The 12,410-nt window shown below is 38.0% G+C and carries 15 protein-coding genes and 1 pseudogene; 9 read left to right on the forward strand and 7 right to left on the reverse strand.

Translation table 11 applies throughout. From position 1 onward, the window contains the following. Positions 1-28: 28 nt before the first annotated feature. Together GAVG_RS03110 and GAVG_RS03115 are read right to left on the reverse strand one after the other, a co-directional pair. Positions 29-1,210 carry an alpha/beta fold hydrolase gene (locus GAVG_RS03110; protein WP_009994748.1) on the reverse strand — a complete coding sequence of 394 codons (1,182 nt, stop codon included), beginning with the start codon at positions 1,208-1,210 and terminating at the stop codon, positions 29-31. A gap of 38 nt (positions 1,211-1,248) precedes the next feature. Beyond that, the gene (locus GAVG_RS03115; protein WP_004111736.1) at positions 1,249-1,770 is read right to left on the reverse strand and encodes an HXXEE domain-containing protein; all 522 of its coding nucleotides are present in this window, start codon (positions 1,768-1,770) and stop codon (positions 1,249-1,251) included. 129 nt (positions 1,771-1,899) lie between these two features. On the opposite strand from GAVG_RS03115, the gene GAVG_RS03120 reads away from it, so the two are divergent. From GAVG_RS03120 to GAVG_RS03135, 4 genes and pseudogenes are all read left to right on the forward strand, one after another. After that, positions 1,900-2,457, forward strand: coding sequence for a TetR/AcrR family transcriptional regulator (locus tag GAVG_RS03120; protein WP_004111734.1), 558 nt, complete (start codon positions 1,900-1,902; stop codon positions 2,455-2,457). Positions 2,458-2,646: 189 nt separating this feature from the next. Continuing rightward, positions 2,647-3,552, forward strand: a complete 906-nt coding sequence (locus GAVG_RS03125; RefSeq protein WP_009994754.1) for an exonuclease domain-containing protein — start codon at positions 2,647-2,649, stop codon at positions 3,550-3,552. A gap of 25 nt (positions 3,553-3,577) precedes the next feature. Then, a complete protein-coding gene (locus tag GAVG_RS03130; protein ID WP_009994756.1) occupies positions 3,578-4,381 on the forward strand; it encodes a KilA-N domain-containing protein in 804 nt (267 codons plus the stop codon). Positions 4,382-4,390: 9 nt separating this feature from the next. Next, positions 4,391-4,699: pseudogene (locus tag GAVG_RS03135) on the forward strand (hypothetical protein); the annotation flags it as partial. Between the two features lie 590 nt (positions 4,700-5,289). Here GAVG_RS03135 and GAVG_RS03140 read toward each other — a convergent pair. Together GAVG_RS03140 and GAVG_RS07565 are read right to left on the reverse strand one after the other, a co-directional pair. Next, positions 5,290-6,093, reverse strand: coding sequence for a sulfite exporter TauE/SafE family protein (locus GAVG_RS03140; protein ID WP_013399587.1), 804 nt, complete (start codon positions 6,091-6,093; stop codon positions 5,290-5,292). Positions 6,094-6,536: 443 nt separating this feature from the next. Then, positions 6,537-6,764: a hypothetical protein gene (locus tag GAVG_RS07565; protein WP_308726788.1), complete on the reverse strand. Its 228-nt coding sequence runs from the start codon at positions 6,762-6,764 to the stop codon at positions 6,537-6,539. Positions 6,765-6,867: 103 nt separating this feature from the next. Here GAVG_RS07565 and GAVG_RS03145 point away from each other — a divergent pair, with 103 nt between their 5' ends. From GAVG_RS03145 to GAVG_RS03155, 3 genes are all read left to right on the forward strand, one after another. Further along, positions 6,868-7,047 (forward strand): hypothetical protein, encoded by a 180-nt coding sequence (locus GAVG_RS03145; protein WP_009994761.1) that lies wholly within the window; start codon positions 6,868-6,870, stop codon positions 7,045-7,047. Positions 7,048-7,271: 224 nt separating this feature from the next. Next, positions 7,272-7,508, forward strand: coding sequence for a hypothetical protein (locus GAVG_RS03150; protein ID WP_009994762.1), 237 nt, complete (start codon positions 7,272-7,274; stop codon positions 7,506-7,508). 148 nt (positions 7,509-7,656) lie between these two features. Then, positions 7,657-8,268 (forward strand): CadD family cadmium resistance transporter, encoded by a 612-nt coding sequence (locus GAVG_RS03155; RefSeq protein ID WP_004120505.1) that lies wholly within the window; start codon positions 7,657-7,659, stop codon positions 8,266-8,268. Between the two features lie 361 nt (positions 8,269-8,629). Here GAVG_RS03155 and GAVG_RS03160 read toward each other — a convergent pair whose 3' ends face one another. Both GAVG_RS03160 and GAVG_RS03165 read right to left on the reverse strand, forming a co-directional pair. Then, on the reverse strand, positions 8,630-8,893 hold the full coding sequence (locus GAVG_RS03160) for a hypothetical protein (protein ID WP_009994065.1): 264 nt from the start codon (positions 8,891-8,893) through the stop codon (positions 8,630-8,632). Next, on the reverse strand, positions 8,890-9,132 hold the full coding sequence (locus GAVG_RS03165) for a prevent-host-death protein (protein WP_004115145.1): 243 nt from the start codon (positions 9,130-9,132) through the stop codon (positions 8,890-8,892). The genes GAVG_RS03160 and GAVG_RS03165 overlap by 4 nt, the downstream gene beginning before the upstream one ends. A gap of 253 nt (positions 9,133-9,385) precedes the next feature. Between GAVG_RS03165 and GAVG_RS03170 the strand changes: the two genes are divergently transcribed. Together GAVG_RS03170 and GAVG_RS03175 are read left to right on the forward strand one after the other, a co-directional pair. Next, a complete protein-coding gene (locus GAVG_RS03170) occupies positions 9,386-10,111 on the forward strand; it encodes a MerR family transcriptional regulator (protein WP_009994066.1) in 726 nt (241 codons plus the stop codon). Between the two features lie 358 nt (positions 10,112-10,469). Beyond that, entirely contained in the window at positions 10,470-11,198 is a 729-nt protein-coding gene (locus GAVG_RS03175; RefSeq protein ID WP_009994068.1) for an ATP-binding protein, read from the forward strand. A gap of 80 nt (positions 11,199-11,278) precedes the next feature. On the opposite strand, the gene tal is transcribed toward GAVG_RS03175, so the two are convergent. Further along, complete coding sequence (tal, locus tag GAVG_RS03180) at positions 11,279-12,382, reverse strand: transaldolase (protein ID WP_004111694.1); 1,104 nt, start codon at positions 12,380-12,382, stop codon at positions 11,279-11,281. Between the last annotated feature and the right edge of the window lie 28 nt (positions 12,383-12,410).

Genomic DNA, 12,410 nt, shown 5'->3' on the forward strand with positions numbered 1-12,410 from the left:
AGATGTACATGAGATTCTTGAAATGAATTCAATTCTTCCTAACTTCTAAATCACGCTGTTTTAAAAATGTCAACCATTGCAGTATCACATCTAAAGCCAGTTTGGCGTTTCCTAAATTGCAATGATTTCCCGCATTTTCTTTTTCAGTAAAAAGGCGAAATGTGAGAGAGTTCGCATTGGTAAGTGCGTTGATTTCTTTGCTGATCATTCGGTAATCAACGAGGTGGTCTTGGTTGGCACCAAGAATCAATACATCTTGTTCAATCATGGAGGCCACATCCATAATCTGATATTTACTCACTTTCTTCAGATAATCATAAATGCTGTCAGCTCCATAGGCGTACATTCCATGATTGACACCCCATTGAAATAATGGGTCATTCTTCCGTATCAATTTCATCATGCAAAGAATAGGGCTGAGAACGATGCGAAGATTATGTTTCAACATAAACCGAACGATACCGGCTACCTTTTTTGGTATTTGGTCGAGAACCACGTCAAGAAAGTCCGGAAAAACAGACCAAGATACAGCCCTTGTAATTCTCTTGTCAAGTGCAGCAGCACGCAGGGCCAGCATAGCTCCCAAAGAAACACCAATAATAATGACGTCATTCAAGTGAAAGAAATCTAATATTGCTTTGACCGGACGTTCCCAAGCATATGTAAAGTGTTTACCTTGAACACGAAGAACGTTGCCTTGTCCAGGACCTTCAAATAGATATACATCATACCCGTGTTCAGAAAGATATAACATCGGCAAAAACATTTCCTCAAAGCATGAATCGTTACCACCGTGTAAAAGAATGGTGCCCTTACATTGTTTTTGAGTTTTTGCAACCATGATTGGCAGCATAACATCTTCATATGGAACTTGAATTTTCTGGACACGTCTCTCATCGAAATAAGAATGGTAATACTCATAAAACAGTCCTGTGGCTTTTATATAGTATTCCTTGTTGCCAGGATTTCCATCAAAAAATTCGCTCATCTGGTAATATGCAATTGCCTGAGGGATTCTGTTTTGAGAGAGTGCATGATCCCCAAGGTAAATCATTTCCTGTTTCCAGCTTGTGTTGTCTGTAATCCTTTTGGCAGCCTGCATCACATCGTTTAAATTCCCTCCATCCCAAAGAATGACACGGTTAAGCTGAAAGTTAAAATTAGGATCAGGATTTAGGTGATACATACCTTGTTTAAATTCCAACTCCATGCAAAAGACCTCCTTAAAAATTTGCTATTTGTGGGTAATTAAACTTCCCACTTCTTGATAAAAGTTTCAAACGATTTCATACATCTATGCAAAACAGCCACCATTAAGAGCATCAAAATAGCGCCTACTACACAACTGATCCATAATTGAGCTGTGGTAAAAGAAAGGAATTCATTTGAGACCCAAAGGATATAAAAGCAAAACGGAAGTAACGGGACTGCGGTGACCACTCCGGGTACATAGCCTTTAAATTGCGACGCCAACATACAATGCACAATCAGGTGAATGGTAAATCCAAAAAATAATCCCAGCCACAAAAAGTACCAATCAAAGATACAAGCAGAGAGCGATAAAGCTGAAATAATGAAAAATTCAATCAATACACCAATGGAAAATGACGGGGTGCTTCCCAAATCGGCAAATGGAATCTTCTTCATTTTTGTTGTTTGTATTTTTCTTTTATATTTCCGTTTCCATGCCTCCACAAAAATAATCTCCTCGAAGTCATGCAGCATAAAAATAACCGGGAACAGCCAAACAATCGTATTTATTGTATTCATAAAATTGAGCCTCCTTTATCTGTCTCACTTGTGTCACTTTATAATTTATATTATATTCAAAAAGACATGATTGTTAATGGAAGAAGTTCAAGTGCTACAATCCCGAAAAAGTGTGACAGGAGGACCAAAATGAGTTTGGTAGAAAAGGAAAAGAATCCCATCGCTGAGCAATCCCGTCAATGGTTGATGCAGTCCTTGTTGGATCTTATGAGCCAAAAAGACTACGCTCGTATTACCGTAACAGAAATCGCCGAACATGCGCTTTTATCAAGGAGAACTTTTTATCGGATCTTTGATTCGAAGGAGCAGGTATTACAGCAATGCTTCTTAGAAAGATGTGAGGACTACATTACTTATTTTCAAAAAGACAGGCACTATACACTGGAGCAGATTGTGGAAGTGTTTTTTACCTTTTGGGAGAAACAGATCAACTTTTTGCGTCTTTTGCAGCGGAATCATCTGTTCTATTATCTGCTGGAAGAATTCAATCGGGCCTTACCTGTGATTTATGACACCGTTCGTGGAAATCAAAATTTGTACGATAGCATCTTTGAAAAGAAAGCTGCACTGCTTGTCAGTGCCGGTGCACTTTGGAATCTTCTTTCCGAATGGATGCAAATGGAAAATCGCCCGTCTCCAAAAGAAATATCTAAAATGATGCTACAAATAATTGCATCTAATTCTTGAGTTTTTTAATAGTTAATCTGATACACTAACGGTAGTAATTGCGCGAAAAAGGCTGACAAAATCTTTATAAAAAATAGTTAAAACAGCCGGCCAATTATTACAATCGACCTGTTTTTATGCTTAAGGCACTTAGCTTTCAAGATATAATAAGTGCTAGACTGATTTCAATAGATGAAGGAGGTGCTTTTTATGTCCAATTCAAACTCAAATTACACTAAGCAACTCATTGATGATTACTGTGTGCTGGATACCGAAACGACCGGCTTATCTGCGTATTACGATGAAATTATTGAAATTGGTATTTTAAGGGTCAGGAATAATGAAATAGTTGACCGTTATGATCAGCTGATTAAACCGAGTATAGAAGTAGACGGTTTTATTACAGCATTAACAGGAATAACTAATGACATGCTGGAAGACATGCCATCTATATCAAGTGTTAAAAATGACGTGCTCTCATTTATCAGTGAGGATATTATTCTTGGCCATAACACTTCTTTTGATATGCGTTTTTTGAATGAGGGTTTTAAGGAACAATTGTCTAATCAGTATATGGATACGATGCAATTTGCTCGTAAACTGTATCCTGAGTTGAAGCATCACAGGCTTTCTGATTTAACTGATTATTTGGGTTTGCATAATAATGAGCATCGTGCTTTAGCTGATTGTATTGCGACGAAAGAATTATATGATGCTGTTAAATCACGCATGGTGGAGAAGAATCTCGCTATTGAAGATTTATGGATCACCGGCGAAAGCCACGGCGGCAAAGGGATAGATATCAAAGCAATTAAGCCTGATGAAGTGGTTGTTGATAAAGATGGGTTTTTCTATAATCGGCACGTGGTTTTCACTGGTAAGCTTGAGAAAATGCTTCGCAAGGATGCTCAGCAGATTGTAGTGAATCTCGGCGGTGTCTTAGATAATAGTGTGACTAAGCAGACGAACTATCTGATACTTGGTGACAATGATTACAATGCAATTCTTAAAGGTGATAAGTCATCAAAGCATAAGAAAGCAGAAAAGCTCAAGATTGAGGGGCAAGATATAGAAATTATTGATGAGCATACTTTCTATGATTTGCTAAATGTGTGAAATTGGATGATTGAGAGGTGATTACGTGTCTAAAATAAATGTTGAAGGTTCAGAAATTAGCATTATTGCCATTGACAATAGAGATTATATTTCTTTAACGGATATGGTTAGAAATATTGATAACGGTTCTGCTTTGATTGAAAAGTGGCTTAGGAATAAGAATACGATAGAGTTTTTAGGTATTTGGGAAGAAATGTATAACACGAATTTTAATTCCACCGAATTCGAGGGAATTAAAAATGAAGCAGGACTTAACCGTTTTATATTATCTGTTAAGCAATGGGTGGGGAAAACCAATTCTATCGGTATCGTTGCTAGAGCGGGAAGATATGGTGGAACTTATGCTCATAAAGATATAGCGTTTGAGTTTGCTTCTTGGGTATCGCCATACTTTAAATTATATTTAATCAAAGAATTTGAACGTCTAAAGGAAGAAGAACAGAAGAAGCTAGGATGGGATATTAAAAGAAATTTGGCAAAAATCAATTATAAAATTCACACAAATGCCATTAAGAACAAACTTGTACCAGATAAACTTTCAAAAGAAAAAATCAATTTTATTTATGCAAATGAAGCGGATATTCTTAACGTTTCTTTATTTGGAATAACAGCTAAAGAGTGGCGTGATGAAAATCCGGATTTAAAAGGCAATATTAGAGATTATGCAGATATATCTCAGCTTGTTTGCCTTTCTAATCTTGAGAATCTTAATGCGGTATTTATAAATGAAGGTATGAGTCAATCTGAAAGATTGGAGAAATTAAATGCAATAGCTATTGAACAAATGAGGATACTATCTGAAAGTGAATCAATTAAAAAATTGCAATAAGTTGCGTAGTATCATTGGGAAACGGTAGCGGTGTCTCGGGAAGAGTTTCGTATACCAGAAAACTATATGAATAAGGATGAGTTGTATCTCTTTGTGTCACGAGATATTCTGGATTCTCATTATGATTTGTCTGAAGTTACTCTTGGAGATAAGCCCATCAAATTAGTTGACTCACAGTTTAATTTGCCTAGTTCAGGGTATAAAGCTTTATTTTTAGTTGGTAAATTTGATTTAAAAGACAAGTCAAGCTCTGATGTTCTTAAAGTACCAGGACTTAATAAAACAGGTAATGTTGCTATAGGCTATAAGAAGAACTAGTAGTATTTTGCACTCAAAAATCAAGCTATTAAGCCAATCTTAAACTTTTTAACGATAGCTTTTCCTATCGTTAAAAAGTGCACCCAATATCCATTCTGTGCACTCAAAAAGTGTAGCTATACTCGGAGTTATCTCAATCCACGTCGAGAGTGTCGTATTGATGTCAAAGGCTGATTAGGTGGGTGCATTTTTGCCCTTGTGTAGCAGGGCTTAGCGATGGCTATCGTTAAAAGGTTTAGCGTGTGGCGGCTTTAAGCTGGGTTTTCGCGGTTTTTGAGTGCGATTTTTCTGTTTGAGGGAAGATATCAACGCTCTGGGGTCGAGTGCACAGGGTGTTAACGTTAAAAGGTGCACACACTTTGCACCCACCCTGTGAAGTGAGGATATATAGTATAGTTTGCGTAATTATTTATCACGCAAAAAACATGATAATAAAATTTATACAAGCAAAAAGAGATGTTACTCAAATGGCATAATTGTAAAAAGTTACTTTATAACATTCTCCTATATCGTGGGGCTTAAATCTAAGCCCCACTTTTTATATTCAAAACTATTTTTTCAAATAAATAAAAGTCAAAGACTTTACATATTTAACGCTTATTCTTAGCTAAAATACCTGTTTTTAATATCATTTGTAAGCATACACTGAACAAGAAAATACAAAACAATATATTGCATATAAAAGGTGAAATACTGCGCGCAATTATTGCGCCTAAGTTTACAGTAAATGTCGCAAAAATACCGATAATAATTCCTTCAGTAAAATGAGTATAATGGTAACGAGCATTAGCAATACTACCACTTATAACTGTAGGAAGCGTGACAAGCAAAGCAGTTCCTCTTGCCATAAGGTCTCCCATGCCGAGCAAAAGTTGCACGCATGGCACTATAATTCCTCCGCCACCAACGCCTAAAATACCTGAAAAAATACCAGAAACAACGCCTATAAATATAAGACATATAGCTTTTAAAAAACTAACATTAAAATCTACATTTCTTAACGGAATCCAAACTTGACTAGAACATATAACTAGTAATACAAAAAGTGTAAAACACCAAGGAAATATTTTTTTAGGCAAAATATGTGAAAAATATACCCCAATTTGTGATCCGAAAACTGAACCTATTATTAGAAAAAATGCTGATAAAAATGACACTTTGCCGTTTAAACCGTAAACAATGCTTCCACAAAGTGACGTTATAATTATGGCAACAAGAGAAGTAGCAGTAGCATGACGCTGATCAAATTTCATAAAAACAGTTAATGCAGGAACTATCACCATTCCTCCACCTACACCGAACAATCCTGATAAAAAACCTGCTAATAGTCCAATGAAAACGATTAAAACAATATTATGGAAGTTATATTTGATTTTAAAAATATTTCTAAACATATATCTTTTCTTCACAAAATACCTCCTCGTACTTTATTCACTACTTTTACTATATTATATGAAAAATAGAATATTTCTATACTAGTTCAATTGTAATTTATGTATTTATTTATCTAATTAACGTAAAATATTCTTTGTTAATAAACACAGCAATTCGATGGGCTCATATATGGTAAAAAAATTGCATCAACTATACTAATACTTTGTCTTAGGGGGGGGGGGCTCTCTAGGCTGTTTTTATGCTCAAAAATCAAGCTATTAAGCCAATCTTAAACCTTTTAACGATAGCTTTTCCTATCGTTAAAAAGTGCACCCAATATCCATAGTGTGCACTCAAAAAAGTGTAGATATACTCGTAAGTTTCCTCAATCTCACGTCGAGAGTGTTGTATTGATGTCAAGGGCTGATTAGGTGGGTGCAATTTCGTCCTCGTATAGCAGGGCTTAGCGAGGGCTATCGTTAAAAGGTTTAATGCGAAGCGGCTTTAAGCTGTGTTCTCGTGATTTTTGAGTGCGATTTTTCTGTTTGAGGGAAGATATCAACGCTCTGGGGTCGAGTGCACAGGATGTTAACGTACTTCGCTTGCGTTGAAAGCACAGTGTGCTTTCAACTTTGAGCAAGCTCAGCGAATCGAAGTGCATTCGCGAATTATGTTTTAATCGCTCATGCAGGTCGATTCGCCACTTTGCACCCAGGTTGTGAAGTTGGAAAATATAGCTCACAAGGTAGAATGAGACCTGATCATTAGTATGTGCACGAGGAGGTTTTTAAGGAATGGACAAGCTCGTTCGTTTTTGCCGTGAAGTAGCGACATTCGGCTTGACGGTTGCCTTAATCGCGATGCTGGTTGCCTTAATATGGGATGGCACACTTGCTATTAGAATTGGTTTTACCTCTTTTGTTATTGGTGTCACAGTGATCTCGCTTAAGACTGTCCTTCGAAAGACTGATTGAATTTTGTTTGGTTCAAGTCAATAGTTGAATATCTCACGTTGGGTGACTATTACTGATCTCTGTCAGTAATAGTCACTTCTTTTTATGAATCTTAAAGTCAGGCTCAATGTCCGTCCTGTTTAGCCGGTGATTAGGGGTAATCGTTAAAAGATTAACAACTGTATCAATGAAAATGCAAGGAAATTGCAGAACCAGGATGAGTATGAGAAAAATATACGAGTCTAGTGAACAGGTTCAATACTGTAGAATCAAGGCTTAAGGGAGTAAAAGCTCGCATTGTTGAAAAGCAAATGAGGCATGATGAAGTTGAATATTTTATCGAGGACTTGAAAAAACAGGACTTGTTAACAGTGTTCGATGAAAACGTCTGGCTTAGCATGGTTGACCATCTAACTGTGCATCACGATGGAAAGGTTGATCTTACTTTCCTTGATGAGAGCAAAACGGAACTAAAGTGTTAAGCTTACAGGAAAAGTGTAAGGTAAAATAAAAGTATATCAGCAAGTCGCTGACGTGCTTTTTTGCTGTTAAAAAAGTTACGGGTTGAGTATCAATGTAGAGAAGAGGGTGCGTCTGTCTAAAAAATTTAACATTTTGAAAGGAGAAATAATGGAAACAATAGTATCCGCTTTATTAGTTTTTGTTTCTACATCCATTGACTACTTAGTTGTTTTGACTATTTTATTCGCTAGTCAAGGAAAGAAAGGTTTGAAATCAATTTATGTAGGGCAGTATTTAGGTACAGGACTGCTTGTACTGGCTAGTCTTATTGCCGCTTACTTTTTAAATTTTATTCCACAAGATTGGATTATCGGACTCCTTGGTCTAATTCCGCTAGGTCTTGGTATAAGAGCAATTTTTGTGGATGAAGATATTGATGAAGAAGATATCGAGGGGAAAATTACCGGAGATGGATCAAAAATCTTAGCATTTACAAGTTTAACAGTGGCAATGGGTGGAGATAATTTAGGAATTTATATCCCCTATTTTACAGGAAAGAGTTTGATTGAGATTAGTATAAGTTTAGTAATATTTGCCTTAGGGATTTTGATTCTATGCAAATTATCTCAAAATCTCGCCTCAATTTCTGCTATCGGAGAGACTGTGGAAAAGTACGAAAAAGTAATTGTACCTGTCGTGTTTATTGGACTCGGTCTTTATATATTGATTGAAAATGGAACTATTAATTATTTCATAGGTCAAGTCCTAAAAGTGGTGTAAATTCATTTCCTTCCCTTTATCTGCTATTTTTATGTTCAAACTCAAACGAGAAAAATAAGTGGTGCTTCCCACCGTCACGGCGCTTGATCGTGCTATCAGATGCAGGAGGCTGATTAGGTGGGTGCAAATTTGCCCTTGTGTAGCAGGGGTTTGCGAGGGCTATCGTTAAAAGGTTTAATGCGAAGCGGCTTTAAGCTTACTTCTCGCGGTTTTTGAGCGCAGTTTGGCTGTTTGAGGGAAGATATCAACGCTCTAGGGTTGAGTGCACAGGATGTTAACGTACTTCGCGTTCGTTGAAAGCACAGTGTGCTTTCAACTTTGAGCAAGCTCAGCGAATCGAAGTGCATTCGCGAATTATGTTTTAATCGCTCATGTAAGTCGATTCGCCACTTTGCACCCAGGGTGGTGAAGTGGGAAAATACAGCTCGAAAGATAAAATAAAAGGTAGGCTTTGCAGGTCAGGTAGACTTTGACAAGTTCTAAAAATGCTCTCAAATGTAAGTCTGTAGTGGAGTTTTAGCGCAGAGTTGAGCATTCCCTCATCACGAATACCTAACGAACCACCGCTTGTTTCAATCAGAGCCTGGTGAAATTTAATCACCTGTTCTCGTGTTAAATACTTCATTTAGCAAGTTCCTCATAGACTTTTTTGTTCTTTTTGATGAACATATCCGATAAAGCCATGACCTTATCATCAGCTGGAGCAGAAACCTCATCGGCTTTAGGAAACTCTAAAATCACATAGCGCGGAGAGTTGTTTTTTAGTATTACAGCTGAACCGTATTTATCGACAAGACGAGCAACCTTTGAGAAGTTTTGATTGGCTTCAGAAATTGAAATCAGCGTATCTGTATTTACATTCATAACGATAGCCTCCTTTTAAGGGGATTGTGCCCTATATTTTAGGATGAATCAATCCTAAGTATTTCAAATCCACATCATAACTATTAACTCAGAAAAGATGTGATGGGTGTCAATCGGAACTCATGGTTTGCTGATTGAAGCTGTATAAATACAACAGTCCTAGGTTGAGCATTAGACGGTAACGCTAGCAAAAAATACTTGACTATGACGTTGCGTAATACTTTATTCTAGTGATAAGGAAGGAGGTGAGATAGTGAAAACAGTGAATGAAGTCAGCAAGATGGCAGGAATTAGTATTCGTACTCTTCAGTATTACGACAAAATCGGTTTGTTAAAACCGTCCGCTTATTCGGAGTCAGGATATAGGTTGTATGGTGATGAGGATCTAAAGGTACTACAATCCATTTTGCTGTTTAAAGCTCTGGAATTTCCGCTCAAAGAAATTAAAGAAATAATAACCAGTGAGCATTTCGACAAAGATTTAGCGCTGGAACAACAAATCAAATTATTAATCCTGAAAAAAGAGCATTTGGAAAATTTAATTCTTTTTGCAAAGGGATTAAAAGCATTAGGAGGTAACTATATGAACTTTACAGCATTTGACACAAGCAAAATTGATGAGTATGCCAAACAGGCAAAAGAGTATTGGGGAGATACACCGGAATTCAAGGAATTTGAAGCTAAAGAAAAAAGGAGAAACAGCGAGGAAACAAAAATGCTCCATCAACAACTCAAGCTGATTTTTGCAGAATTTGGCAAGGTAAAATCACAACCCAGCGATTCAGTTGAAGTTCAGGCTTTGGTAAAGAAACTGCAGGAATTTATTACAGCTAATTTCTATAAGTGCTCGAATGAGATTTTATCCGGACTTGGCAAGATGTATGCTTCCGGTGGTGATTTTACGAAAAATATAGATGCGTTTGCAGGCGAAGGGACATCAGTATTTGTCAACAAGGCAATCGAATATTATTGCAAGTAAGTTTTATAATCGACTTATTGATTAAAAACACCTGATTAACTAATGTAGTGCTCCCAAAAGTTGGACCAAAAATCTAACTTTTGGGGATCATTACAAAAAGGTGCTTTAATTTTCTACCAGAATAAAAAATTGTTTTGTAGAAAATAGATTCTCAAACTTTTTAACGATAGCCCTTCCTATCGTTAAAAGGTGCACACACTATCCATAGTGTGCACTAAAAAAGTATAGCTATACTACCCATTCTCTCAATCCAGATTGAAGTACTGTTTTAGTAGTCTTTAGTGTTAATTTATCATCGCATTTATTACCATTTTTGCTTAATTTTCAATCATTAAGAGTTGATGATACCCCGTTGCATATGGCAATTAGAGAAGCTCTTGCAAACACGTTGATTCATGCTGATTATTATATGCGAGGAAACACGGTTATTACATATAATAATGATGTGAACACTTCTGTTGATGGTTCTTCACAATCTTCTACAGAAACGAATAGCTTGAACGCTGGTTTTAAGCTTTCTTTTGCAAACCCTGGGTGTTTACGTATGCCTATAGAAGTGGCTTTGGCTGGAGGTTTTTCTGATTCTCGAAATCCCGCACTGCTTAAAATGTTTGCACTGATTTCTGTTGTTGAACGTGCAGGAAGCGGATTTGATGCTATGAGAGCTGGATGTGATTGGGCTGGAATACCTCATCCAAGGTTAAGTGAGTCCTTTAATCCTGACCGTACCACTCTTGAATTTTTTGTAAGCGATAAGAATAACATTGTATCTAGTCCTGAAAATCACAAAACGAATCTTAGTGTTCATTCGTCAAATTTAGTGAATAATACTTATAATTCAGGACTTACTGCAAATGCACTTTCACAAGATTCTAATAAGTCATATAAGCGTATGAGCGTTGACGATTGCTATAAAAAGATTATTGAAGCAGTGCATAATCATGGAACAATAAAGCGTGAACAAGTGCAAAATATTCTTAACGTGGGTAGCACCAAAGCTAAGCAATTGTTATCTAATCTAGTTAGTAGAGGAGATATTTCAGTTTGTGGAAAAGGTCGGTCTACTACTTACGTTTTTAACCGCTAGTTAAACAAAAACCGCACATGTGCGGAAATTAATCCACGTGCACGTGCGGCTTCTGTTATTTATTTATTGATTTAATCAAATCAGGCGTTTACGCGATCGATGCCAGACTGTACGTCTGCAATCACGGAATCCCAAGACTTGATGAAGGCGGCAACACCGTCGGCCTCAAGCTTGTCGGTAACGTCCTTAATGTTAATGCCAAGCTCAGCAAGCTTGTTCATAACAGCGTGGCTCTCTTCGTAAGTGCCCTTAATGGAAGCAGCACCGTTGCCGTGATCAGCAAGAGCGTTCAAAGTCTTCTCTGGCATGGTGTTAACAACATGCTCAGCAACCAACTCATCAACGTACTTGCAATCGGAGTAAGCCGCATTCTTGGTACCGGTAGAAGCCCAAAGTGGACGCTGCTTCTTTGCGCCCTTGGCCTCAAGTTCAGCCCAACGTGGGTCGGCAGCGAACTTCTTCTCGAAGAGTTCGTAAGCCAAGCGAGCGTTAGCAACAGCAGCCTTGCCTTCAAGAGCCTTAGCTTCTTCGGAACCGTTAGCTTCGAGGAGCTTGTCAACAGCGCTATCAACGCGGGAGACGAAGAAGGAAGCTACGGAACCAATGTGCTTCAAGTCGTGGCCGTTAGCAGCAGCTTGAGCAATACCTTCGATGAAGGCATCGATAACCTGCTCGTAGCGCTCGAGGGAGAAGATCAAGGTCACGTTCACGGAGATACCCTTAGCAAGGGTAGCGGTGATAGCTGGAAGACCTTCTAAAGTTGCAGGAATCTTGATCATAACGTTTGGACGATCAACCTTTGCCCAAAGCTCTTCAGCCTGCTTTTCGGTGTTAGCAGTATCGTGAGCCAAGCGTGGGTCAACTTCGATGGAGACGCGGCCGTCAACGAAGTCGGTCTTTTCTGCAATCTCGCGGAAGATATCAGTTGCGTTACGAACGTCGGTGGTTGTCAACTCGCGAATAGCGGTCTCAACGTCAACCTTGCCGAGTTCCTTAAGCTGTGCGTCGTATGGGCCAACCTGGCTCAAAGCCTTCTGGAAGATAGATGGGTTGGTAGTAACACCAACAACATTCTTGTTAGCGATCAAATCCTGCAAAGAACCAGACTCAATGCGGGTACGGGACAAATCGTCCAACCAAATAGAAACGCCGGAATCGCTAGTGCGCTGCGTTGCTTCAGTCATGTTATCTCCTTAACACTGTGCTCCACCA

This window comes from Gardnerella vaginalis ATCC 14018 = JCM 11026 (assembly GCF_001042655.1).
Lineage (GTDB): Bacteria > Actinomycetota > Actinomycetes > Actinomycetales > Bifidobacteriaceae > Bifidobacterium > Bifidobacterium vaginale.

What these genes read in the sequence shown, in the direction of transcription:
- GAVG_RS03115 (WP_004111736.1), bottom strand. Translation starts at nt 1,770, where the DNA reads ATGAATACAATAAATACGATTGTTTGGCTGTTCCCGGTTATTTTTATG.
- GAVG_RS03165 (WP_004115145.1), bottom strand. Translation starts at nt 9,132, where the DNA reads ATGAATGTAAATACAGATACGCTGATTTCAATTTCTGAAGCCAATCAA.
- GAVG_RS03175 (WP_009994068.1), top strand. Translation starts at nt 10,470, where the DNA reads ATGGCAATTAGAGAAGCTCTTGCAAACACGTTGATTCATGCTGATTAT.
- GAVG_RS03120 (WP_004111734.1), top strand. Translation starts at nt 1,900, where the DNA reads ATGAGTTTGGTAGAAAAGGAAAAGAATCCCATCGCTGAGCAATCCCGT.
- GAVG_RS03110 (WP_009994748.1), bottom strand. Translation starts at nt 1,210, where the DNA reads ATGGAGTTGGAATTTAAACAAGGTATGTATCACCTAAATCCTGATCCT.
- GAVG_RS03125 (WP_009994754.1), top strand. Translation starts at nt 2,647, where the DNA reads ATGTCCAATTCAAACTCAAATTACACTAAGCAACTCATTGATGATTAC.
- GAVG_RS03160 (WP_009994065.1), bottom strand. Translation starts at nt 8,893, where the DNA reads ATGAAGTATTTAACACGAGAACAGGTGATTAAATTTCACCAGGCTCTG.
- GAVG_RS03145 (WP_009994761.1), top strand. Translation starts at nt 6,868, where the DNA reads ATGGACAAGCTCGTTCGTTTTTGCCGTGAAGTAGCGACATTCGGCTTG.
- GAVG_RS03140 (WP_013399587.1), bottom strand. Translation starts at nt 6,093, where the DNA reads ATGTTTAGAAATATTTTTAAAATCAAATATAACTTCCATAATATTGTT.
- GAVG_RS03155 (WP_004120505.1), top strand. Translation starts at nt 7,657, where the DNA reads ATGGAAACAATAGTATCCGCTTTATTAGTTTTTGTTTCTACATCCATT.
- tal (WP_004111694.1), bottom strand. Translation starts at nt 12,382, where the DNA reads ATGACTGAAGCAACGCAGCGCACTAGCGATTCCGGCGTTTCTATTTGG.